The sequence below is a fragment of the Salmonella sp. 5800 genome, from assembly GCF_046558195.1.
Taxonomy (GTDB): Bacteria; Pseudomonadota; Gammaproteobacteria; order Enterobacterales; family Enterobacteriaceae; genus Salmonella; species Salmonella enterica.
Window position 1 is genome coordinate 52,374 of record NZ_JBGDOX010000005.1, and the last position, 22,546, is coordinate 74,919.

The window sequence follows — 22,546 nt, forward strand, 5'->3', positions numbered from 1 at the left end:
TTTTGTCATTCCAAATTTGAGCATCTCCCTGAAAACTACACCGGCAACGGTCGGGGCGGTCCGGAGTAGTTATGTCTTTTGATTCCCTGGGATTAAACCCTGATATCCTGCGCGCCATTGCCGAGCAGGGTTACCGTGAACCTACCCCTATTCAGCAACAGGCGATTCCCGCCGTGCTGGAAGGCCGCGATCTGATGGCCAGCGCCCAGACCGGAACCGGTAAAACGGCGGGTTTTACCCTGCCATTGTTGCAGCATCTGATTACCCATCAGCCGCACGCTAAAGGTCGTCGCCCGGTGCGTGCGTTGATCCTCACGCCAACCCGCGAGCTGGCGGCGCAAATTGGCGAAAACGTCAGAGATTACAGTAAATATCTCAATATTCGCTCGCTGGTGGTATTTGGCGGCGTAAGCATCAATCCGCAGATGATGAAACTGCGCGGCGGCGTGGATGTGCTGGTGGCGACGCCGGGACGTCTGCTCGACCTGGAACATCAAAATGCCGTGAAGCTGGATCAGATTGAGATTCTGGTACTGGATGAAGCCGACCGTATGCTGGATATGGGCTTCATTCATGACATTCGTCGCGTGCTGGCGAAACTGCCGGCGAAGCGTCAGAATCTGCTGTTCTCCGCCACGTTCTCCGACGACATCAAAGCGCTCGCCGAAAAGCTGTTGCGCAACCCGCTGGAAATCGAAGTGGCGCGCCGCAACACGGCCTCAGAGCAGGTGACGCAGCACGTGCACTTTGTCGATAAAAAACGTAAGCGCGAACTGCTGTCACAAATGATTGGCCAGGGCAACTGGCAGCAGGTGTTGGTCTTCACCCGCACCAAGCATGGCGCGAACCATCTGGCGGAACAGCTTAATAAAGACGGTATTCGCAGCGCGGCGATCCACGGTAATAAATCGCAGGGCGCACGTACCCGCGCGCTGGCCGATTTTAAATCCGGCGATATTCGCGTGCTGGTGGCGACGGATATTGCGGCGCGTGGTCTGGATATTGAAGAGCTGCCGCACGTGGTCAACTATGAGCTGCCGAACGTGCCGGAAGATTATGTACACCGTATTGGCCGTACCGGTCGCGCGGCGGCAACTGGCGAGGCGCTGTCGCTGGTCTGTGTTGACGAGCATAAACTGTTGCGTGATATCGAAAAATTGCTGAAAAAAGAGATCCCACGCATTACGACGCCGGGCTATGAGCCGGACCCGTCGATTAAAGCGGAGCCGATTCAGAATGGCCGTCAGCAGCGCGGCGGCGGCGGTGGTCGTGGACGCGGACAAAATCAGGGGGGAGCGGGGCGCAGTCAGCAGCCGCGACGTCAGGATAGCGGGGCGGCGAAGGCGAAACCAAAACCGCGCACAGGCGAGGGGAAACCCGCTGGCGACAAAGCACGTCCGCCGCGTCGCCCGCGCAGAATCACGCCTGCTCAGTAAATTTTATCCGGCAACATGCCCGGTAGCGCGACGCTTACCGGGCCTACGGACTATGCAAATACGTAGGCCGGATAAGGTGCTTGCACCGCCATCCGGCAAAATACACATCGCGTTGCGAGCCGCCTTCCAGAACCGGTAAAAAAGGTACTTCCCGCCCCTGAAATGTGACACAATAGTGGCTGTTTATACAGTACTTCAGGTTTTCTCATGGCATTGACCGCTGCGCTGAAAGCGCAAATCGCCGCCTGGTATAAGGCGCTTCAGGACCAGATTCCCGACTTTATTCCCCGTGCGCCGCAGCGGCAGATGATTGCTGACGTCGCCAGAACGCTGGCCGGGGAAGAAGGGAGACATCTGGCTATTGAAGCGCCGACCGGCGTCGGGAAAACCCTCTCCTATCTTATTCCCGGTATCGCCATTGCCCGGGAAGAGCAAAAAACACTGGTGGTCAGTACCGCTAACGTGGCGTTACAGGATCAGATCTTTAGCAAAGATTTGCCGCTGCTACGAAAAATCATCCCCGATCTGCGCTTTACCGCCGCCTTTGGCCGCGGGCGTTACGTGTGTCCGCGAAACCTGGCGGCGCTAGCCAGTAGCGAGCCTACGCAGCAGGATCTGCTCGCCTTTCTTGATGACGAACTGACGCCTAACAACCAGGAAGAGCAAAAGCGCTGCGCCAGGCTGAAAGGGGATCTTGACGGTTACAAATGGGATGGTCTGCGGGATCATACCGACATTGCTATTGACGACGATCTGTGGCGGCGATTAAGTACCGATAAAGCCAGTTGTCTGAACCGCAACTGTCACTATTACCGCGAATGTCCATTCTTTGTCGCCCGACGTGAAATACAGGAAGCAGAAGTCGTGGTGGCGAATCACGCGCTGGTAATGGCGGCGATGGAAAGTGAAGCCGTACTGCCGGAGCCAAAGCATCTGCTGTTGGTACTGGATGAAGGTCATCATCTGCCCGATGTCGCTCGCGATGCGCTGGAGATGAGCGCGGAAATTACCGCCTCCTGGTATCGCTTGCAACTGGATCTGTTCAGCAAACTGGTGGCGACCTGCATGGAGCAATTTCGCCCTAAAACCACGCCGCCGTTAGCGAATCCTGAGCGACTTAATGCCCATTGTGAGGAGGTATACGAACTGATCGCCTCGCTCAATGCCATTCTTAATCTGTATATGCCCGCAGCGCAGGAGGCGGAGCACCGTTTTGCAATGGGCGAGTTGCCTGATGAGGTCATGGAAATCTGCCAGCGACTGGCGAAGCTGACCGAGACGTTGCGTGGGCTGGCGGAATCCTTTCTCAACGATCTCAGCGAAAAAACCGGGTCGCACGATATTGTGCGTTTGCATCGGGTGATTTTACAGATGAACCGGGCGCTGGGAATGTTCGAGGCGCAAAGTAAATTATGGCGACTGGCTTCGATGGCGCAGTCTTCAGGCGCGCCGGTGTCCAAATGGGCGACGCGTGAAATACGCGAAGGGCAACTCCACGTCTGGTTCCATTGTGTCGGTATCCGCGTCAGCGAGCAGCTGGAAAGATTGTTATGGCGCAGCGTACCGCACATTATTGTCACCTCGGCGACACTGCGCTCGCTCAATAGCTTTTCGCGCCTGCAGGAAATGAGCGGCTTAAAAGAAAAAGCCGGCGACCGCTTTGTGGCGCTGGATTCGCCGTTTAATCATGTGGAACAGGGGAAACTGGTGATTCCTCAAATGCGCTACGAACCCACTATTGATAACGAAGAGCAGCATATTGCCGAAATGGCAGCCTATTTTCGCGAGCAACTGGAGAGCAAAAAACATCATGGTATGCTGGTACTGTTCGCCAGCGGGCGGGCGATGCAGCGTTTTCTGGAGCATGTCGCTGATGTGCGCTTACTCCTCCTGGTCCAGGGCGACCAGCCGCGTTACCGGCTGGTGGAGCTGCACCGTAAACGGGTGGAGAGCGGCGAACGCAGCGTGCTGGTTGGGCTTCAGTCTTTTGCCGAAGGGCTGGATCTTAAAGGCGAGCTGCTGACGCAGGTCCATATCCATAAAATTGCCTTCCCGCCGATCGACAGCCCGGTTGTGATCACCGAAGGCGAATGGCTAAAAAGTCTGAATCGTTATCCGTTTGAGGTACAAAGCTTACCAAGCGCGTCTTTTAATTTAATTCAGCAGGTAGGGCGATTGATCCGTAGCCACGCCTGTCGGGGAGAAGTGGTCATTTATGATAAGCGGTTGTTGACCAAAAACTACGGACAGCGTTTACTGAATGCCTTACCTGTTTTTCCGATAGAGCAGCCTGCCGTGCCAGACGTTATAGTAAAACCAAAAGCAAAACCTGCACGCCGCCGACGGCGTTAATGCTGTGAGCACACTTCAAGGAGCTTTCAATGGATTATCGCAAGATCATCAAAGAGATCGGGCGAGGTAAAAATCACGCCCGCGATCTGGATCTGGACACCGCGCGCGGTTTGTATACCCGAATGCTGAATGGCGACATCCCCGACCTGGAAATGGGCAGTATATTGATGGCGCTGCGTATTAAAGGCGAAGGCGAAGCCGAAATGCTGGGCTTTTATGAAGCCATGCAGAATCATACCATCAAACTGACACCGCCCGCAGATAGGCCGTTGCCGGTCGTTATTCCCAGCTATAACGGCGCGCGTAAACAGGCGAATTTAACGCCGCTGCTGGCTATCCTGCTGCATAAATTGGGCTTTCCAGTCGTAGTACACGGCGTCAGTGAAGATCCGACCCGTGTACTGACGGAAACAATATTTGAGCTGATGGGGATTGTCCCCACTCTACACGGTGGACAAGCGCAGGCCAAACTGGACGGGCACCAGCCGGTGTTTATCCCGGTGAGCGCGCTCTGCCCGCCGCTGGAAAAACAGCTGGCGATGCGCTGGCGGATGGGCGTGCGCAACAGCGCGCATTCACTGGCCAAGCTGGCGACGCCATTTGCTGAGGATGCCGCGCTGCGTTTATCAAGCGTTTCTCACCCTGAATATGTCCCGCGTGTGGCGACCTTTTTTAGCCGCATCGGCGGGCGGGCTTTGCTGATGCATGGTACCGAAGGCGAAGTCTATGCCAACCCGCAACGCTGTCCGCAAATCAGCCTGATTGATAGCCGTGGCGTGCAGGTACTACATGAGCGTCAGAGCGACACGCACGACGAGCCGCTTTTACTGCCTGCGACTAAAGATCCTGAAATCACCGCGCGCTGGATTGAGCGCTGCCTTGCCGGCCACGAGCCGGTACCGCAATCATTAAAAACGCAAATGGCCTGTTGTCTGGTTGCGACGGGAGAGGCGGCGACGTTAGAAGACGGGCTTGCGCGCGTCGAACAGGCTTTTAGCGAATAAAAAAAGCCCGTCCAGTGACGGACGGGCAAATAAGGGTAACAAACAGGGTTAATGAGGGTTGGAGCAGTGGGTCTGTTGGCAAACAGACGAGGGTAATACCCGTCAGAATTCAAACAACAGCGATGTTACAGTCTGAAATCTGGCGGGCAGGTAAATTATTTGTAAATCACCGCAGTGCCGCTCATTTTGTCATTACCTACGGCGGAGGTGATGTTATAAGCGCTTGCGCCAGCAGCGGCGGCTTTTTCAGCCAGTTTAGCTTCCAGGCCATCCAGCGTGGTGGCGCCATCGGCAGACACTACGCCGATTTTATGCAGGTTTTGCGTCTGAGACGCGCTAACCGGTTCTGCGGCAAAAGCGCCAAAAGAAAGGGTGGAAAGCGCGATGGCTGCAACAGCATATTTAATGGTTTTCATGATTAATCTCTCGCAGGTTATTCTGTTTATGGGACGATGTTCCGTCGATGTGATGAGTATCACGGTTTTTTGCGAAAGATAAAATCGAATAGAATTGACGGCCTTGCTCAAAATTTTTGAATGACAAATAACCTATTGATTATTAATTAATTCAACGGTGGAATTTACCGTTCTTGTCATCTGGCTTTACAGAGTCGAGGTTAACGGCACATTCTGCGACGCAGAACGCTAAAAAGCATGAGCGTAAAGGAATGGATGATACTGGCGGTTTCGGTAAAGAAAAGTCAGCGTAACTGGCTGTCTTTTGAACCTCTACGATTATATCCTGAAAATGTTGCGTTATGTAAATCTTTCTCCTGTTGACAGGATATGCATAACCGAACGCCCGGTACGGCTTTACGCCGCGCTTCAGGGATAGGATCGCCGCAAGATTCGCATTCATCGCGACTTTCGCCGTGGGGAAGTTCGCCGCGAGCGCGGGCAACAGCATCTTCAATGGTATTGTTGATTTGTTCATTCACTGCGTCGTCATTTGCCCAGCCGGATGCCATCACGCTCTCCTGATTTTAGGGTACCTGAGGTTAAGTGTAGCGCCGTCAGGTGAAAAAATCGCATCGCGCGATCTTTTCAGACCATGAGCAGAACCCATGTCATTCAGATATCCGATCAAACGAGCGAGGCAGGGAATTCGCGGTGGTATATTTACCCCGTGGCGTTATACGGGTATCTTACGCCGCTGCTAAAAGGAGAATGCCATGTCCGCCCAGAAACCGGGGTTACACCCGCGCAACCGCCACCAACACCGTTATGATCTCGCCGCACTGTGTCAGACCACGCCGGAATTGACGTACTTTCTTATCCGCACGCCCGCCGGTGAACAGAGCGTTGATTTTGCTAATCCGCAAGCGGTAAAAGCGCTCAATAAGGCGTTGCTGGCGCATTTTTATGCCGTCACACACTGGGACATTCCGCCAGGGTTTTTATGTCCGCCGGTGCCTGGTCGTGCGGATTATATCCATCATCTGGCGGATCTGCTTGGCGAAACAACAGGGAGTATTCCGGCGCAGGCAACTATTCTGGACGTGGGCGTGGGCGCCAATTGTATTTATCCGCTTATCGGCGTCCATGAATATGGCTGGCGATTTACCGGTAGTGAAGTCAGCGACGCAGCGATGTCCAGCGCGCAGGCTATCATTCAGGCTAATACGGGGTTAAGCCGCGCCATTCGTCTGCGTCGGCAAAAAGATCCGGCGGCCATTTTTACCGGTATTATTCATAAAAATGAATTTTATGACGCAACGCTTTGTAACCCGCCTTTTCACGACTCCGCCGCCGCAGCCCGCGCGGGCAGCGAGCGTAAGCGCCGCAATTTGGGGCAGAATAAAGATGATGCGCTGAACTTTGGCGGTCAACAGCAGGAGCTATGGTGCGAAGGCGGCGAAGTCGCCTTTATTAAAAAAATGATTGCTGAAAGCCAAACCTTCCGCCGTCAGGTGTTGTGGTTTACGACGTTGGTGTCGCGCGGCGAGAATTTACCGCCGCTTTACCGGGCGTTGACGGAGGCTGGCGCGGTGAAAGTGGTGAAAAAAGAGATGGCCCAGGGGCAAAAGCAAAGCCGCTTTATTGCCTGGACCTTTATGGATGACGACCAGCGTCGCCGTTTTATCACCCGTAAACGCTAAATCGTCGGTTCGCGCGGCGGCAGTGAATCAGGCGACGGGCCGCCGGCGGGGGCGGGCAGAACCTGATACGTTTGCACCGGCGCGCGCACATTGGCCAGATCAAAATGCTTTTTCACCTGGCTATCAAGGGCAAAACGCACCGTCCACTGCTTGAGCGGTAGGGTGGTGAACGATACGCGTAAAGTAAACGCCGTGTTCGTTAAACCGACAATACCGGCGAATGTGGGTTCGCCGATAATCAGCCCGCGAATATCCTCCGTCTCCATCAGCGCCGTTACCGCGTCTTTCAGCGCCTGATTCGCTTTATCCGCATCCTCATGGCGATCCACGTCATAGTTGGCGACAACTGAGCCGATACCGCGCACAAAGTTGGCGAAAGTGGTGATCGAGGACCACGGGATAATATGGTATGCCCCGGTATCCTGCCGCACGCCGACGGAACGAATCGACATTCTTTCGACCGTCCCCGTCAGCGGGCCTATGGTGACTAAGTCGCCGGTATTCATCCCGTTTTCAAACTGAATAAAGACGCCGGTAATAATATCTTTCACTAGGGTTTGCGAACCGAAAGAGATAGCCAGACCTAACGCCCCCGCGCCAGCCAGCAATGGCGCGATATTGACGCCGATTTCCGATAACACGATCATGATGGTTATGGTACTGATAATCACTGCCAGCGCATTGCGGAACAGCGTCAGCAGCGTGCGCGTGCGGGCGCTGGGTAGCGGGCGACCATGAATATCGGAGGCCAGGCGATTCTCAATCAGACTGGCGAGAATCGTCCATCCCACGGCGGAGAAGAATAAGATTAACGCGATACGGATGAGGATATCGACCATCTTTTCCCCCGCGCCATAATGTAGCCAGTGCCAGAAATCGAATAATCCCCAGGCGTTGAGCAACAGCATAACGGCGACGCAGACGGTCAAAAAGCGTGCGACTTTTAGCGCCGAGGAGAGCCAGCCGTTAAGCCGCTTTTGTAATTCCGGGTAATTGCGCTGGGTATGGGGCGACAGGGTGATGGTTTTCGCTATCCAGCGGGTAAACATACCGGAGATAAACGCCGCGATACCAATAATCGCCAGACTGCGCACGGTCGCGCCCATCATAAACTTCAGGCTATTGCCTGGGTCGAATAACGAGAAGAAAAACAGCACGATAAAGTAGGCGCTGGCCAGCCAGTGCCACACCAGCGCAAAGGCGCGGATAAACAGGCTAAAAAAGGCTAATGATCGTTCCGCCAGACTTAATAAATGTTGCGTAATCTCCGCTTTGTTTTTAAAGATCAGGTACAGCGCCCAGATGGTGATGCAGAGCATGATCGCCACATTAGCCATCGCGCCAACCTGAACATTCACCTGGTTGGAAATAATCGGAACGGCAACAATCAGCCCGTAGCCAATCAAACTGCTAAGGGAACTCATACGGCGATTCCAGTAACGCGCTGTCGCATCCTGAATCGCGAATGGGCGTAATTCCGGTACATTAGGGCAAAAAATAAGCCGCAGAATCGCTTTAAAGAACTCTATCAGCGCGAAGGCATTCAGGAACAGGCTTTGCTGAAAAGCGATAGTTCGACTTCCCGCATGGAAATTATCACTGAGCATCTGACCGATAAATAAGGTGAGCGCCAGTAGCAGCAGGTCGATAATAAACGCGCCGACGATCATCGCCGGGAGCTGTAACCAGTTGCTGCGTTCACGGTTTTTCTTGCGCGCCCACAGGCCCATTTTTCGATATAACGGCAGGGCGCAAAGCCGTATCACGCTATAAAAACCAAATACCGCGACGGCCAGAAATAAAAAGTGGGTTAACGCGTTGGTAAAGGTTTGCGAGTTAAACGGCTTGTGCGGCGCATCGGTGATGTTGCGATAAAGCTGGGCGAAACGGGTAGCGAAAGCATCGCCGTACTGACGGGTAACGGTGGTGACGTTCTCCAGTACCGTTTTCTCATCTTTGGCCGCAGGCGGCGCAAGCGCTGGCGCTGGCTCGGTCGGCGGCGTGGTTGAGGCTTCGCGGAGTTGCGCTATTAATTCGTTACGTGAAGCCTCGTTCTCCAGTACGTCAGCCAGGGCCGCATAGGCCGCTTTTTTTTGTTCAGGACTGGGCTCTGGCGCTGCCTGCTGGCTGGTTGATGTCCCCGTGGTCACGCCGGGTATGGCGACCGCATGGGCAGGTGTGCCCAGTAGACAAAAAAGGATGAACAGGGTCCACCGCATGACTCCTCCAGTGAGAAAAGAGACGCAAAACACTAAGTATAGATGGCGCAGGGGAGGGAAAATGAAATGGGACTATTCCATGATGCCCTCCCTGCCGCAGGGCAGGAAGGGCGATATCTCAGGAGACGTGCTGTAAAAATTCCTGTAAACGTGGGCTTGGCGGGTTTTCGATCAACGCCTGCGGACTGCCATCTTCGGCAATACGGCCTTTATCGATGAAAATCAGCCGTGAGGCGACTTTTTCGGCAAAGCCGATTTCGTGAGTGACAATGACCATGGTCATGCCTTCTTCCGCCAGATCCTGCATGACTTTCAGCACTTCATGGCGCAGTTCAGGGTCCAGAGCGGAGGTTGGCTCGTCAAAGAGCATCATTTTCGGCTTCACTGCCAGCGCTCGGGCAATGGCGACGCGCTGTTGTTGACCGCCGGAAAGCTCGGAGGGGTAGTGGTGCGCCCGTTCCGCCAGTCCAACTTTCGCTAACAGAGCTTTCGCCTGTTTTTCCGCTTCTTCTTTCTTTACGCCGCGCACGCGCAGAGGACCGAACATCACGTTTTCGAGCGCGGTCAGATGCGGGAACAGATAAAACTGTTGAAACACCATGCCGGCTTCCTGGCGAATCAGCCGTTCGTCTACTTTAGGATCGTTGACTTTCAGACCATCGACAATCAGATCGCCGGAGGTGATCTCTTCCAGTTTATTGATACAGCGTAATAACGTGGATTTACCCGAACCGGAAGGGCCGATAATCACAACCACTTCGCCCTGACGGATGTTTAAATCAATGTTATGCAGCACCTGGGTGGGGCCAAAGTGCTTGGAGACGTTTTTAAATTCAATCACAGGATTTTCATCCTTCTTTCAAGACGACGCAAAATAAAGCTCAGCACCAGCGTAATGATCAAATAGAAGACGGCCACGGCGCTCCAGATTTCCAGAGCGCGAAAGTTACCGGCAATAATTTCCTGGCCCTGACGGGTCAGCTCGGCTACGCCGATAACAATAAACAACGAGGTGTCTTTGATGCTAATGATCCACTGGTTGCCCAGCGGCGGCAGCATACGGCGCAGAGCAAGCGGTAAAATAACATGGCGGATGGTTTCCCGGCGAGAAAGGCCCAGCGCCAGACCCGCTTCGCGAAAACCTTTGTGAATGGATAGTACTGCGCCGCGAGTAATTTCCGCGATATAAGCGCCGGAGTTAATCATAATTGTCACGACCGCTGCGCTGAACGGATCAATACGCAAATCATTAAATGCCATCGGCAGGGCAAAGTAGATAAACATGACCTGGACAACGATGGGCGTGCCGCGAATAATTTCAATGAAAACCAGGGCGATATGGTTGGCGAACCAGCCGCCAAACGTACGGGCAAAACCTGCCGCCAGTCCAATAACCAGGCCGCCAGCCAGACCGAGGACCGAGATCCACAGGGTCATTTTAGCGCCCTCAAGTAAAAGCGGAATGGCGGGCCAGATGGCGCTCCAGTCAAACTGCATATGTCGTTCCTGTTACCGTGGTGTAAATAGTCAAATGCTCTATCCGGCGCGGAAATGGCGTGAAAGTGTCTTATCCGTCACGGAAAAGAGCTGTAGGCCCGGTGAGCGTCCTCACTACCGGGCCACAAGCCAACATCAGGTCGTTTTATTTAGGTTCTGTACCGAACCATTTTTTGTAGATTTCGTTATAGGTGCCATTCTCACGCAGCGTTTTCAGCGCGCCGTTGACTTTCTCGCGCAGTTCATCGCTGCCTTTCGGGAAGGCAACTCCGTATTGCTGTGCTTCCAGCGATTCGCCTACCGCCTTGAACTGGCCGTTGCCTGCGGTTTTGATAAAGTACAGGATGTTCGGCGTATCGTGCAGAACGGCGTCTGCGCGGTTGGTGCCTAATTCCATGTACGCGTTATCAATGTTCGGGAACTGACGCAGATCTTTGGTTTTGATATTCGCTTTCGCGTAATCCACCGACCCGGTTCCGCTCTTCACGGCAACGACTTTGCCATCGAGGTCTTTAACGCTTTTAATATCGTTATTGTTGGCTTTCACCATCACGAGCAGACCGCTTTTGTAATAGCCATCGGAAAAGTCGATCGCTTTTTTACGCTCGTCCGTAATCGTAATACCCGCCAGCGCCAGATCGATATTTTTGGTTTGTAATGCCGGAATAATGCCGCTGAAATCCATCGGTTTCAGGGTGTAGTCCAGCTTCAGTTCTTTCGCGATAGCGTCCCACAAATCGACATCAAAACCGACGTATTTGTCGCCCTGTTTAAATTCAAACGGAACGAACGCCGTATCGGTTGCCACAACGAGTTTCTTATCCGCGGCGTGCGAAGACACCGCAAAAGCCAGGGTAAGTGCAGCCAGTGAAACTTTTAATAGAGACTTCATAGCATTTCCTTTTCTATCCACGGGGCGATCCCCTGCGAGAACATGTAGCGTAATGAAAAAATCATGCCAATTATGTAACTCATTGTTTTAACAGAAGCGTGAATCATTCCTGTGCACAATAAGTCGGGCAAAACCAGTATGCCGCACCGTTTTGGGGCACTGATTTAGTGCATGAATAACAAAGTAGAGATACAGGGTCTATTTAGCGTAAAAATTGTTGTTAAAACAATCTTTAATTAACGATTGTGTGATGTAATTATTACAAATAATTCACTTTTATCGGAGGGGAGTACAAGACGTGTGCACTATTTAAGTGCAAAACCCCTGTGCCAGGCAGGGGTATAGGGATGACTTATATACTTGTGTACATCAAGTTGCAGGTGCGTTCGCTTCATTGACCGACGGAAGTCAGGCTTCTGCGGATTCGCTGCGTTTGTACCTTCCTGCAACTCGAAGTATTCAGGGTAGAGATAGATTTATTCGATGTTGGATTCGATAAACCACAGGAATTTATCGAGGTCGCGTGATGCGGCGGTAAAGATATCGGCAGTGTCTTCATCTTTGGCTTCACCGATAGCTTTGCGAACATCATTAGCGACAACAGCGTAGCGATCGGCCAGTTCTTTTAAGTGATCCTGCACGTTATGGATGTCCAGCGGATAGCTTTTCAGTGGAGTTTTGCTGTTGATAACTTGCGTGGTGCCTAACGCCACACCGCCAAGCTGTACGGCGCGCTCGGCCATAGTATCCAGATGATCGGTCAGTGCGGTACGGAAGCCATCCAGCATCTCATGAACGGCAATAAAGTTAGCACCGCGCATGTTCCAGTGGGCCTGTTTCGTGATCAGCGACAGGTCAATGAACTGGATCACCTGACGATTAAGCAACTCAACCGTCGCTTTTTTATCGCTCTCTGATACATCGTTACGGGTATAAAGCAGATTAGACGCTTTTGTTTTTACCAGTTTAGCGGTACTCATAATCTCATATCCTCTTGATGTTTGTGTCCCAGGTAATTAACGAAAATAAGTATAGCACCGGTTTTTAACTTTGCTTTTTTGAATTTACCTATCACTTTAATAGTACAGACAAGATTTAATATTTATTATGATTAAAAATCAATTAGTTAGACGAGTTTGCTGTTTGATGGGTAATAATTCTCATTTTAATGTAAAAAATGAGAAAAAATATGACAAAAAATGACGAAGTAATAGCGCGATAATAAAAGGTGAATAACGAGGTGATATTCTGCATGATTATGCACATCATGCAGAATAAGAAACTATTTTACGTCAACTTGTTTAATTTGCGGTTCGCGGCGAATCGTTAGGGTAGAACCCATTGAGGCGGCAATGATGGCGCACAGGGCCATGATTTGTATGCCCGTAAGCGTTTCGCCCAGAAAAATCATCCCGGAAACGGCGGCCAGCGCGGGTTCCATGCTCATCAGCGTACCGAAGGTGCGGGTTGGCAGGCGCGTCAGCGCAATCATTTCCAGTGAATAAGGCAGCGCCGTAGAAAGCACAGCGACCGCTAACCCTAAGGGAAGAATCGACCAGTGCCATAGCGCGTCGCCAGCCTGAACTGCGCCAATCGGCACGAAAATGATGGCGGCAATCAGCGAGCCTACCGCCACCGTGGCCGGACCATGTTCCGCGCCTGCTCGCTGGCCGGTAAGAATATAGACAGCCCAACAGGCGCCAGCGCCGAGCGCCAACGCGGCCCCGGTAAGATCGACGTGAGACATATCTTGCCCTAATGGCAGCAGGAACCAGAGTCCAAGCACAGCCAGTACGACCCAAATAAAATCTACCGGCCGCCGGGATGAAAACAGCGCGACCGCCAGAGGACCGGTAAATTCCAGCGCGACCGCAATACCCAACGGCACCGTCTGAATCGACAGATAGAATAGATAGTTCATCCCGCCCAGCGACAGACCATAAAACAGTAAAGGCAGCCGCTGCTCTTTGGCAAAACGCAAACGCCAGGGTTTGAAAAAGGCGATAAGGATAAGCGTTCCCAACGCCAGACGAAGCGCCGTTACGCCCGGCGCGCCGACAAGAGGAAATAACGATTTCGCCAGTGAAGCGCCACTCTGAATAGAGGACATGGCAATGAGCAAAACCAAAATGGGCAACCATACTGGTAGTTTACGTGTTGACCCCGGCATCCTTTCTCCTGTCAAAAAATGTCAGTACGAGTAAAGGTGGCAGTGTAATGGAAATTCCCCGCGGCGGTTGAGGATTCGTTGAAAAAAAATTTCCAGGATTCCATAAAATGAACTTAAATTGATGGATAAATAGACTGTTAGTTTAGGAATAATCTGGATGAATGTATCGCGCCGCACGCGCATTATTGGTGCAATCAGCCGGAAAAGTGATGTTAATTGAATAAGATAGCGCGATATGGAAACGTTCTGTTACATGAAAGGCGCCCTTAGACACCGTGAATCGCAAAGAGTTTCCCATTAATTTTTGATATATTTAAAACTTAGGACTTACTTGAAGCACATTTGAGGTGGTTATGAAAAAAATTGCATGTCTTTCAGCACTGGCCGCTGTTCTGGCTTTTTCCGCAGGTACTGCAGTAGCTGCTACTTCTACCGTTACCGGTGGTTACGCTCAGAGCGACGCGCAGGGCGTAGCGAATAAAATGAGCGGTTTCAACCTGAAGTATCGTTACGAGCAGGACGACAACCCGCTGGGCGTAATCGGTTCCTTCACCTACACCGAAAAAGATCGTACTAACGGTGCGGGCGATTACAACAAAGGGCAGTACTACGGCATCACTGCCGGCCCGGCTTACCGTCTGAACGATTGGGCGAGCATCTACGGTGTAGTCGGTGTGGGTTACGGTAAATTCCAGACGACCGATTACCCAATCTACAAACATGACACCAGCGATTATGGCTTCTCCTATGGCGCTGGTCTGCAATTCAACCCGATGGAAAATGTTGCTCTGGACTTCTCTTACGAGCAGAGCCGTATTCGTAGCGTTGACGTTGGCACCTGGATTGCTGGCGTGGGTTACCGCTTCTAATCACGTCGGTGAAAATAAAAAATCCGCCTTTCGGGGCGGATTTTTTTTGCCTGAAACGTGCATTATTTTAGTGAAAAAATATCGCTGCCCAGATGGTTATAGTCCACTTTCTGTAATTTGAAATTGGTGATATAAACGGGCCCGGCTTTCTGCTCCGAAATAAAACGATAGCGATTTTTGATCTCTTTAGCGCTAATTCCTGTCCATTGCGAGAAAAAACTCAGGAAATCGTTCGCGGAACGGCGAGCTTTAATGATCCGATGCGCTTTACTATCGCTGGATAGCACCATAAACGGCACCTGGAAGTTTTGCTGGAATTTGTCGTCATGCGCCAGGTACTGTACCGCTTTGCCGCGCTCTTTAAACGCCAGCCCGTGATCGGAGAAATAGACGAGCGAAAAACTGTCGCCGCTATGACGAAGCTGAGTATAGAGCTGACGGAGCAAATCGTCGGTTTGCGTCATGGTGTATAAATAACAAGACGTCTCTTTCGACTGGACAAACGTCGCGTATTTTCCCTGAGTACGGTCGCAGGCCTGGGGATGCGATCCCATTAAATGCAACACAATCAACTGCGGTTGCGTGCGTTCTGTCGCCAATACCTGCGCCGTCATGGTTAACAGCGCGTCGTCGCGAGTATTTTTATCCGCTTCAAAATCGCCGTTTTTCAGGAAATGCGCTTCATCGGCGCGTTTGGCGATACTGGCGATGGCCGTGTCGTATTCGCCGATTTGCCCCTGATTGGAAAACCACCATGTCTGAAAACCGGCGCGGTTAGCCAGCGTGACGAAGTTATCCTGATACTGCGGTTTGTTATCCACCACGCGATTGAGCGTTAAACCGAGCGATTTTTGCGTTGAGCCGCTGGCGGCGATGTAATCCATAAAGAAGTCGCCATTCACATGGCTGGCGAAGGGGGTATTATCCCAGTGGCCGCCGAAAGCGCCCATGGCATCCCGTCGCGCGCTTTCACCAATCACCACGACATAGATGTGATATCTGGGTTTCACCGCAGTAACCGTCCAGCTATCTTTTATGCCGGATAGCTGCGCCATACGGTGCTGCTCTTCAATGACTTCGTTGTTATTGACGATAACGTCTTTAGCGAAGCGAAAAACCGGATAGCCGGTATCAATAACCTTAAAAACGCCGCCCCACGCCAGATTTTGTACCGGCGCGACGAAAAATGCCGCGACGCTAATCAGCAGGCACAGGCTGTCGAGGCTATTCCAGCGCGGCTTGACCTCTTCTTTTCGGCGGCGAAGCGCAATAATACCCAGCGCAAAAATAAAAAGTCCGGTCAGGTAGCTATACCACGGGAAGATGGTCAGGATTTCGCTCGACTCTTCCATATTGGTGGAGTGCAGCGCCAGCAGCGTATTAAAGTTCGGCGCGCCGTAAGCCTGGCCAAAGGGAAAATAGCAAGCGGCTACCAGCGAACAAATGCCGAGCAGTGCTTTTTGTCCGCGGGGCAGGTAGCGCCAGAGCAGCAGCAACAGGCAGGTAAACGCCGCGGTATAAAGCAGGCTAAAGGGATAGCCGAGCGCGAGGTTAATCAGCAGCGACTGTAAAAAGTAGAGGCCCGCCCACGGGCTTACAGCCCGACGACGGGCGAGAAGTGAATCGATAAGGGTTGAATTCATATGCCACTATTGCAAAAACGCCATGTGCTAACCCTGGCGCGAAGGGTCATTACCTGCCTGATTATGCGTAAAAAAGGTATTGGGTTCGCAACGGCGAGTCGCAAAATATTCAGGGCTGCCAGAAGATAGAGCGTGCGGGTAAGAAGGTCAACCGCCGGAAAGAAAATGTTTTGCGAAGAGAATAGCAAAACCACAAAAAAACAGGGGAAATGGGCGCCATTTCCGTTGAGGATGCAAAATAAAGCGGCGTACCGCACCGCCGCGTTATTTCGTGGAAGGGTTATCCTGTTCCGGTTTGCCGTTGATCATATCGCACAACATAGAGAGCAGCATTAACCGGACTTTAAAGGGAGAGTGACTGAACACGCGTATACACCTCTTAAATTCGTTCATATAAACCTCCTGATGTTTCTATCCCATCGATCCGTGAGGGATGTCTGCATTACATACAGATATAGCACAGGCTATGTTTTATAGCTATTGCTAAAACGTTAATTTTTTGTGCCCGGACAACTCTGGTTTACAATGAGCGCTCTGTCAGCTGACGCGTTAACGCGTCACAGAAACGAGGAAGCAAAATGGGTCGTCGCGCAGGTACGCCAACAACAAAAAAAGTGACGCAATTGGTGAACGTAGAAGAACACGTTGAAGGATTTCGTCAGGTCAGAGAGGCGCATCGCCGTGAGTTGATAGACGATTACGTTGAGCTGATTTCCGATTTAATTATTGAGGTAGGGGAAGCGCGTCAGGTGGATATGGCGGCTCGGCTCGGCGTCTCCCAGCCAACTGTGGCCAAAATGCTTAAGCGCCTGGCATCGTTAGGATTTATTCAAATGATCCCCTGGCGCGGCGTTTTTCTGACGCCGGAAGGGGAGAAGCTGGCGCAGGAAAGCCGCGAGCGGCATCAAATTGTCGAAAATTTTTTACTGGTATTAGGCGTAAGTCCGGAGATCGCGCGTCGTGATGCGGAAGGGATGGAACACCATGTCAGCCAGGAGACATTGGATGCCTTTTTGGCCTTCACGCAGCAGCATGGAACATCTGTAGAATGAATCTGGCCTTTTTACGGGCGCTGCGGCGTGACCGTTTTTTTCAGTTGTTGATCATTGTGGGGATGGCGTTAAGCCTGTTTGTTCCTTTTGCGCCCCGCGCCTGGCCTGGCGCGATTGACTGGCACACCATTATTACCCTCAGTGGGTTAATGTTGCTCACTAAAGGCGTTGAGCTGAGCGGCTATTTCGATGTGCTGGGACGCAAGATGACGCGCCGATTTCATACCGAGCGGCAACTGGCGATGTTCCTGGTGCTGGCTGCGGCGGTGCTGTCGACCTTTCTGACAAACGATGTCGCGCTGTTTATCGTTGTGCCGCTGACGATAACGTTGAAAAAACTGTGTGCGATTCCGGTCAACCGATTGATTATTTTTGAGGCGTTGGCGGTGAACGCCGGTTCGCTGCTGACGCCTGTCGGTAATCCGCAAAATATTCTGTTGTGGGGACGCTCCGGCTTAACCTTTGCTGAATTTAGCGGGCAAATGGCGCCGCTTGCCGTCATGATGATGCTGACGTTACTGCTCCTGTGCTGGTTTTGTTTTCCGGGTAGGGCGTTACAGTACCATACCGGTACGCGTTCGCCGCAGTGGCAGCCCCGTCTGGTGTGGAGTTGCCTGGGATTATATGTCGTTTTTCTTACCGCGCTGGAGCTCAGGCAAGAGTTATGGGGACTGGTGTTGGTGGCGGCTGGGTTTATTGTGCTGGCGCGCAGGGTGATAGTCAGCGTGGACTGGACGCTGCTGCTGGTATTTATGGCGATGTTTATTGATGTCCATCTGCTAACGCAATTGCCGGCGTTGCAGGGCGTTTTCAACCAGGTTGGCGCACTGTCTCACCTGGGACTTTGGCTAACCGCTATCGGCTTGTCTCAGGTTATCAGTAATGTGCCCAGTACCATTCTCCTGCTGAACTATGTACCGGCCTCGACGCTGCTGGCGTGGGCGGTGAATATCGGCGGGTTTGGTCTGCTGCCGGGGTCGCTGGCAAATCTTATTGCTTTACGGATGGCGAACGATCGCCGAATCTGGTGGCGATTTCATTTCTATTCACTGCCGATGCTGGCATGGGCGGCGCTGGTGGGATATGGATTATTGCAACTGATGCCGTAAGAGAAGCCCGATAGTGTCTATCGGGCTTCGCAGGCAGAGTCTGTCAGTTCAGACGAACCGGCATCCCGGAACGATCCTGAACTGCCTGTTGTACGACGGTCTGATCAACGTCAGGCTCGTTGGTGACGGCCAGGATACTCTTATTAAGCGTGATCGGCACCGCTTCCTTACCTTCAAACTGCGCTTCCGTCGTTGACAGCGGGTTATGCACCTCAATGTAACGGCTACCGTCCGGCTCGGTGGTGGCTTTTACCGGTTCATCGATAAACTGCACGCGGGTGCCGACCGGCACATTTTCAAACAGGAATTTGATATCGTCGTTGCGCAGACGCACGCAGCCGTGGCTCACGCGAAGCCCGATGCCGAAGTTGGCGTTGGTGCCGTGAATAGCATACAGGCGACCAATGTACAGCGCGTACAGGCCCATCGGGTTATCCGGGCCCGCAGGCACGACGGCAGGCAGCGGCTCGCCGGCGGCGCGATATTCAGCGTGCATTTTTGCCGTAGGCGTCCAGGTCGGACCGGCTTTTTTACGTTCAACTTTGGTCGTCCAGTTGATAGGCGTGTCTTTACCTAACTGACCGATCCCAATCGGCAGGACGATAACGGTGTTTGTGCCTTTCGGGTAGTAATAGAGGCGCATTTCCGCGCTATTGATGATAATGCCTTCGTGTACAGTATCCGGCAGGATCAGCTGCTGCGGAATATTCAGCACGGTACCGCCCTTCGGCAGGAAGGTATCCACGCCCGGGTTGGCTTCCAGCATGTTGGACAGCCCCATCTGATACTCCGCGGCAAAATACTCCAGCGGCTGGGTATTGCCCTCCGGCACGGTGATGACCTGATTTTGCCCAATTAAACGGCTACCATCGGTAGGCAGCGGGTAAGTGACTGCTGAGGCTGTTTTACAAAAACCAACTACAGCGAAAGCCGCCGCGAAAAGCGTTGTTAATTTCATATTCATGTTATGCGAGATTCTGTGCCAAGCAGGCTAGTAGGTTGAGAATTCTGTCATGTTGGGAGCGCATTATAGGTGCATTCCAGTAAACAGGGAATTCAGATGTGTACGAAATCACGTTTTTTTCCCTTACGGTTCAGTGTAGCCCTTTGTACAGGGCGCGATCTTATTTCAGACTTGTGGCATAATAAGCGGTTTGTCACATCTTTTTTCAGGATAAGCCTGTGTTAGTTTCCAGCAACGTTACCATGCAGTTCGGCAGTAAGCCGCTGTTCGAAAACATTTCCGTCAAATTTGGCGGCGGCAACCGTTACGGCCTGATCGGCGCCAACGGTAGCGGAAAGTCCACTTTTATGAAAATCCTCGGCGGCGACCTGGAGCCGACGCTGGGCAATGTTTCCCTCGATCCGAATGAGCGCATCGGTAAGCTGCGTCAGGACCAGTTCGCTTTTGAAGCATTCACCGTACTTGATACTGTCATTATGGGGCATGGCGAATTGTGGGAAGTCAAGCAGGAGCGCGACCGTATCTACGCTTTGCCGGAAATGAGCGAAGAAGACGGCTATAAAGTCGCCGATCTGGAAGTAAAATACGGCGAGATGGACGGTTATTCCGCTGAGGCGCGTGCAGGCGAACTGCTGTTGGGGGTAGGCATCCCGCTGGAGCAGCATTACGGTCTGATGAGTGAAGTCGCGCCAGGCTGGAAATTGCGTGTGCTGCTGGCGCAGGCGTTATTCTCTAATCCGGACATCCTGTTGCTCGACGAACCGACCAACAACCTGGATATTGATACTATCCGTTGGCTGGAGCAGGTGCTGAACGAGCGCGATAGCACGATGATTATCATTTCGCACGACCGTCACTTCCTGAACATGGTTTGTACGCATATGGCGGATCTGGATTACGGCGACTTGCGCGTCTATCCGGGTAACTATGATGAGTATATGACGGCGGCGACTCAGGCGCGTGAACGTCTGTTGGCCGATAATGCGAAGAAAAAAGCGCAAATTGCCGAGCTGCAATCTTTTGTTAGCCGTTTTAGCGCCAATGCCTCTAAATCGCGTCAGGCAACGTCGCGCGCGCGGCAGATTGATAAAATCAAGCTGGAAGAGGTGAAAGCCTCCAGCCGTCAGAACCCGTTCATCCGTTTCGAGCAGGATAAAAAACTGTTCCGTAACGCTCTGGAAGTGGAAGCGCTGACGAAAGGTTTTGATAACGGTCCGCTGTTTAAAAATGTCAATTTGCTGCTCGAAGTCGGCGAGAAGCTGGCGGTACTCGGCACCAATGGCGTGGGTAAATCTACGCTGCTGAAGACGCTGGTTGGCGATCTGGACGCCGATCACGGCACCGTTAAATGGTCGGAAAACGCGCGTATTGGTTACTACGCGCAGGACCACGAATATGAATTCGAAAATGACCTGACGGTGTTTGAATGGATGAGTCAGTGGAAGCAGGAAGGCGACGACGAGCAGGCAGTGCGCAGTATTCTGGGCCGCCTGCTATTTAGCCAGGATGATATCAAAAAGCCTGCGAAAGTCCTTTCCGGTGGCGAGAAGGGCCGTATGCTTTTCGGCAAACTGATGATGCAAAAGCCGAATATCCTGATTATGGACGAACCGACTAACCACCTGGATATGGAGTCGATCGAATCGCTGAATATGGCGCTGGAGCTGTATCAGGGCACGCTGATCTTTGTTTCGCACGACCGTGAGTTCGTCAGCTCGCTGGCAACCCGCGTCATTGAAATTACGCCGGAGCGCGTGGTGGACTTCAGCGGCAACTACGACGATTATTTGCGTAGTAAAGGGATTGAAAGCTAAACACTGACGCCCGGTGGCGTTGTGCTTACCGGGCCTACGTATCCTGGCGCGTAGGTCCGGTAAGACGGGTGCGCCCAGACAAAGGGCGCACCGCAGTTAAGCGGGCAGGGCTGTACGACCATCAAACGTCCATACCTAATGCCCGTTTACCGTGAATATTCAGATCGCGCAGCGTGAAGCGCCCTTCCCAGGTGGTTTCATAGTCCTCGCGCGGGAAATCGCCCGGTGATGCGCCTGTCTCCAGCGCCGCTTTCACCTTACGCGCATAGGCCAGATTTTTCTCACACATTGGCGCGGCAGGAATGTACATCACATTGCCCCAGCCCTGCTGATTTTCTACGGGGGCGACGGAGTGGATGACATCGCAATGCCACCACACGGAATCCCCGGCTTCCAGCGGCGGAATGCTGGTTAACGCCGCCATCAGTAAAGGATGCCACTGTTCAGAAATCGGTAGCACCCGGCCCGGCGCGACGCCGCATAATTCATCTTCCGGGACATCATCCAGCAGCGGGCGCAGCAGAATATACGCCATCGCCTCCGGGATAGGGACGACATGAAGCAACCCCTGACCGGGCAGCATATCGGAGAGCGCAGTCCAGCCCTGGAAGGTGCGAAATACCGAACATTTGGTGGTGTTATCCACCGTATACTCTTCAACGTCGGTACGGTGCGCCGCATTCCACGGATCGTACTGCTCGACGTTGCCGTTAAACACGCTGGCGAATACCTGCTGATAGGCTGGTAGCAGCCAGCGTTCCAGCGCGCCGGAGTCGGTATGCGCTCCCAGTCCTTTGGATGTGGTGCCTGGCGGGCGGCGACGGATGCGATCCGGATAAATGATGCTGATATCCGGATTAAACCATCGCTTGCCGTCGTGCTCTACCTGCCACAGACGGTTGAGGAACGACTGCGCCAGCGCCATCTCTTCACTTTGGCGGGCCTGCATTTGCGCCTGCGACCAGTAGACAGGATAGATTTCAGGCCGGGAGGCGCTCAGCGTACCGAAAAAATTATCCCCCGGTCCTTTATACACCTCGTCAAAATGGTTCTTGTCCAGATAGTCGAGCATCGACTGGTCCCACGCCAGCGCCTGTTCGCGTGGAAAATGACCTTTAATCACCGCGCACCCACGGCGCTTAACCTCGGCGCGGGTGGCATCGCTAATGTTGCCCATCGCCAGTTCGCTAAAAGGGATAATTGGCCATACCGGCTGTCCCTGCGCTTTCAGATCGTTAATTTCCGCCACCCGGGCTGCTATGGTGGCGCTCAAACGGTCGAACACCGCCTGTACGTCGCCGATTTGCGCGCGTAGCGCCTGCTTCATCTGACGAATGGCCGCTTTTGGGTCGGCGGGCAGCGTTTCGTGGGTAAAAGGAGTCGTCATATCAACTTCACCGTCTTTCGTTCGAAAGTAAAATTAGTTA

The 22,546-nt window shown here is 52.7% G+C and carries 20 protein-coding genes; 8 read left to right on the forward strand and 12 right to left on the reverse strand.

The window, feature by feature from the left end:
- Positions 1–71: 71 nt before the first annotated feature.
- The 3 genes from rhlE to ybiB all read left to right on the forward strand — a co-directional run bounded on the left by rhlE (position 72) and on the right by ybiB (position 4,792).
- The gene (gene rhlE, locus ACLJZ5_RS11380) at positions 72–1,436 is read left to right on the forward strand and encodes an ATP-dependent RNA helicase RhlE (protein WP_000007059.1); all 1,365 of its coding nucleotides are present in this window, start codon (positions 72–74) and stop codon (positions 1,434–1,436) included.
- Between the two features lie 207 nt (positions 1,437–1,643).
- A complete protein-coding gene (gene dinG, locus ACLJZ5_RS11385) occupies positions 1,644–3,788 on the forward strand; it encodes an ATP-dependent DNA helicase DinG (RefSeq protein WP_001218637.1) in 2,145 nt (714 codons plus the stop codon).
- 29 nt (positions 3,789–3,817) lie between these two features.
- Positions 3,818–4,792, forward strand: coding sequence for a DNA-binding protein YbiB (gene ybiB, locus ACLJZ5_RS11390; RefSeq protein WP_024797844.1), 975 nt, complete (start codon positions 3,818–3,820; stop codon positions 4,790–4,792).
- A 155-nt stretch (positions 4,793–4,947) separates the two neighbouring features.
- On the opposite strand, the gene ybiJ is transcribed toward ybiB, so the two are convergent.
- Entirely contained in the window at positions 4,948–5,208 is a 261-nt protein-coding gene (gene ybiJ, locus ACLJZ5_RS11395; RefSeq protein WP_000849089.1) for a DUF1471 family protein YbiJ, read from the reverse strand.
- Positions 5,209–5,492: 284 nt separating this feature from the next.
- Entirely contained in the window at positions 5,493–5,759 is a 267-nt protein-coding gene (locus ACLJZ5_RS11400) for a DksA/TraR family C4-type zinc finger protein (protein WP_000146332.1), read from the reverse strand.
- A 204-nt stretch (positions 5,760–5,963) separates the two neighbouring features.
- Here ACLJZ5_RS11400 and rlmF point away from each other — a divergent pair, with 204 nt between their 5' ends.
- A complete protein-coding gene (gene rlmF / locus ACLJZ5_RS11405) occupies positions 5,964–6,890 on the forward strand; it encodes a 23S rRNA (adenine(1618)-N(6))-methyltransferase RlmF (RefSeq protein ID WP_024797843.1) in 927 nt (308 codons plus the stop codon).
- Here rlmF and ybiO read toward each other — a convergent pair.
- The 6 genes from ybiO to rhtA all read right to left on the reverse strand — a co-directional run bounded on the left by ybiO (position 6,887) and on the right by rhtA (position 13,668).
- On the reverse strand, positions 6,887–9,109 hold the full coding sequence (gene ybiO, locus ACLJZ5_RS11410; protein WP_017441938.1) for a mechanosensitive channel protein: 2,223 nt from the start codon (positions 9,107–9,109) through the stop codon (positions 6,887–6,889). The genes rlmF and ybiO overlap by 4 nt on opposite strands.
- Before the next feature lie 118 nt (positions 9,110–9,227).
- Positions 9,228–9,950 carry a glutamine ABC transporter ATP-binding protein GlnQ gene (gene glnQ / locus ACLJZ5_RS11415; protein WP_000569093.1) on the reverse strand — a complete coding sequence of 241 codons (723 nt, stop codon included), beginning with the start codon at positions 9,948–9,950 and terminating at the stop codon, positions 9,228–9,230.
- Positions 9,947–10,606 carry a glutamine ABC transporter permease GlnP gene (gene glnP, locus ACLJZ5_RS11420; protein ID WP_001159076.1) on the reverse strand — a complete coding sequence of 220 codons (660 nt, stop codon included), beginning with the start codon at positions 10,604–10,606 and terminating at the stop codon, positions 9,947–9,949. The genes glnQ and glnP overlap by 4 nt, the downstream gene beginning before the upstream one ends.
- Before the next feature lie 145 nt (positions 10,607–10,751).
- Complete coding sequence (gene glnH / locus ACLJZ5_RS11425) at positions 10,752–11,498, reverse strand: glutamine ABC transporter substrate-binding protein GlnH (protein WP_000838671.1); 747 nt, start codon at positions 11,496–11,498, stop codon at positions 10,752–10,754.
- 476 nt (positions 11,499–11,974) lie between these two features.
- Positions 11,975–12,478, reverse strand: a complete 504-nt coding sequence (gene dps / locus ACLJZ5_RS11430) for a DNA starvation/stationary phase protection protein Dps (protein WP_000100805.1) — start codon at positions 12,476–12,478, stop codon at positions 11,975–11,977.
- 302 nt (positions 12,479–12,780) lie between these two features.
- A complete protein-coding gene (rhtA, locus tag ACLJZ5_RS11435) occupies positions 12,781–13,668 on the reverse strand; it encodes a threonine/homoserine exporter RhtA (RefSeq protein WP_001119555.1) in 888 nt (295 codons plus the stop codon).
- A gap of 353 nt (positions 13,669–14,021) precedes the next feature.
- Between rhtA and ompX the strand changes: the two genes are divergently transcribed.
- Entirely contained in the window at positions 14,022–14,537 is a 516-nt protein-coding gene (gene ompX, locus ACLJZ5_RS11440) for an outer membrane protein OmpX (protein ID WP_024797842.1), read from the forward strand.
- A 62-nt stretch (positions 14,538–14,599) separates the two neighbouring features.
- On the opposite strand, the gene ACLJZ5_RS11445 is transcribed toward ompX, so the two are convergent.
- A complete protein-coding gene (locus tag ACLJZ5_RS11445; RefSeq protein WP_001089315.1) occupies positions 14,600–16,180 on the reverse strand; it encodes a phosphoethanolamine transferase in 1,581 nt (526 codons plus the stop codon).
- 264 nt (positions 16,181–16,444) lie between these two features.
- Positions 16,445–16,573, reverse strand: a complete 129-nt coding sequence (gene mntS, locus ACLJZ5_RS11450) for a manganase accumulation protein MntS (RefSeq protein ID WP_001001755.1) — start codon at positions 16,571–16,573, stop codon at positions 16,445–16,447.
- Between the two features lie 185 nt (positions 16,574–16,758).
- Between mntS and mntR the strand changes: the two genes are divergently transcribed.
- Together mntR and ACLJZ5_RS11460 are read left to right on the forward strand one after the other, a co-directional pair.
- Entirely contained in the window at positions 16,759–17,232 is a 474-nt protein-coding gene (mntR, locus tag ACLJZ5_RS11455; RefSeq protein WP_000533543.1) for a manganese-binding transcriptional regulator MntR, read from the forward strand.
- Positions 17,229–18,341 carry an anion transporter gene (locus tag ACLJZ5_RS11460; RefSeq protein WP_001046525.1) on the forward strand — a complete coding sequence of 371 codons (1,113 nt, stop codon included), beginning with the start codon at positions 17,229–17,231 and terminating at the stop codon, positions 18,339–18,341. The genes mntR and ACLJZ5_RS11460 overlap by 4 nt, the downstream gene beginning before the upstream one ends.
- A 43-nt stretch (positions 18,342–18,384) precedes the next feature.
- Here the strand turns inward: ACLJZ5_RS11460 and ldtB are convergent, their stop codons facing one another.
- Complete coding sequence (ldtB, locus tag ACLJZ5_RS11465; protein WP_001056404.1) at positions 18,385–19,305, reverse strand: L,D-transpeptidase; 921 nt, start codon at positions 19,303–19,305, stop codon at positions 18,385–18,387.
- Positions 19,306–19,523: 218 nt separating this feature from the next.
- Here ldtB and ACLJZ5_RS11470 point away from each other — a divergent pair, with 218 nt between their 5' ends.
- Positions 19,524–21,119: an ABC-F family ATPase gene (locus tag ACLJZ5_RS11470; protein ID WP_000961434.1), complete on the forward strand. Its 1,596-nt coding sequence runs from the start codon at positions 19,524–19,526 to the stop codon at positions 21,117–21,119.
- 121 nt (positions 21,120–21,240) lie between these two features.
- On the opposite strand, the gene ACLJZ5_RS11475 is transcribed toward ACLJZ5_RS11470, so the two are convergent.
- Positions 21,241–22,506 (reverse strand): DUF1479 domain-containing protein, encoded by a 1,266-nt coding sequence (locus ACLJZ5_RS11475; protein ID WP_000210951.1) that lies wholly within the window; start codon positions 22,504–22,506, stop codon positions 21,241–21,243.
- Positions 22,507–22,546 lie beyond the last annotated feature (40 nt).

Coding starts and splice junctions, on each gene's coding strand:
- rhlE (WP_000007059.1), top strand. CDS start 72: ATGTCTTTTGATTCCCTGGGATTAAACCCTGATATCCTGCGCGCCATT.
- dinG (WP_001218637.1), top strand. CDS start 1,644: ATGGCATTGACCGCTGCGCTGAAAGCGCAAATCGCCGCCTGGTATAAG.
- ybiB (WP_024797844.1), top strand. CDS start 3,818: ATGGATTATCGCAAGATCATCAAAGAGATCGGGCGAGGTAAAAATCAC.
- ybiJ (WP_000849089.1), bottom strand. CDS start 5,208: ATGAAAACCATTAAATATGCTGTTGCAGCCATCGCGCTTTCCACCCTT.
- ACLJZ5_RS11400 (WP_000146332.1), bottom strand. CDS start 5,759: ATGGCATCCGGCTGGGCAAATGACGACGCAGTGAATGAACAAATCAAC.
- rlmF (WP_024797843.1), top strand. CDS start 5,964: ATGTCCGCCCAGAAACCGGGGTTACACCCGCGCAACCGCCACCAACAC.
- ybiO (WP_017441938.1), bottom strand. CDS start 9,109: ATGCGGTGGACCCTGTTCATCCTTTTTTGTCTACTGGGCACACCTGCC.
- glnP (WP_001159076.1), bottom strand. CDS start 10,606: ATGCAGTTTGACTGGAGCGCCATCTGGCCCGCCATTCCGCTTTTACTT.
- glnH (WP_000838671.1), bottom strand. CDS start 11,498: ATGAAGTCTCTATTAAAAGTTTCACTGGCTGCACTTACCCTGGCTTTT.
- dps (WP_000100805.1), bottom strand. CDS start 12,478: ATGAGTACCGCTAAACTGGTAAAAACAAAAGCGTCTAATCTGCTTTAT.
- rhtA (WP_001119555.1), bottom strand. CDS start 13,668: ATGCCGGGGTCAACACGTAAACTACCAGTATGGTTGCCCATTTTGGTT.
- ompX (WP_024797842.1), top strand. CDS start 14,022: ATGAAAAAAATTGCATGTCTTTCAGCACTGGCCGCTGTTCTGGCTTTT.
- ACLJZ5_RS11445 (WP_001089315.1), bottom strand. CDS start 16,180: ATGAATTCAACCCTTATCGATTCACTTCTCGCCCGTCGTCGGGCTGTA.
- mntS (WP_001001755.1), bottom strand. CDS start 16,573: ATGAACGAATTTAAGAGGTGTATACGCGTGTTCAGTCACTCTCCCTTT.
- mntR (WP_000533543.1), top strand. CDS start 16,759: ATGGGTCGTCGCGCAGGTACGCCAACAACAAAAAAAGTGACGCAATTG.
- ACLJZ5_RS11460 (WP_001046525.1), top strand. CDS start 17,229: ATGAATCTGGCCTTTTTACGGGCGCTGCGGCGTGACCGTTTTTTTCAG.
- ldtB (WP_001056404.1), bottom strand. CDS start 19,305: ATGAATATGAAATTAACAACGCTTTTCGCGGCGGCTTTCGCTGTAGTT.
- ACLJZ5_RS11475 (WP_000210951.1), bottom strand. CDS start 22,506: ATGACGACTCCTTTTACCCACGAAACGCTGCCCGCCGACCCAAAAGCG.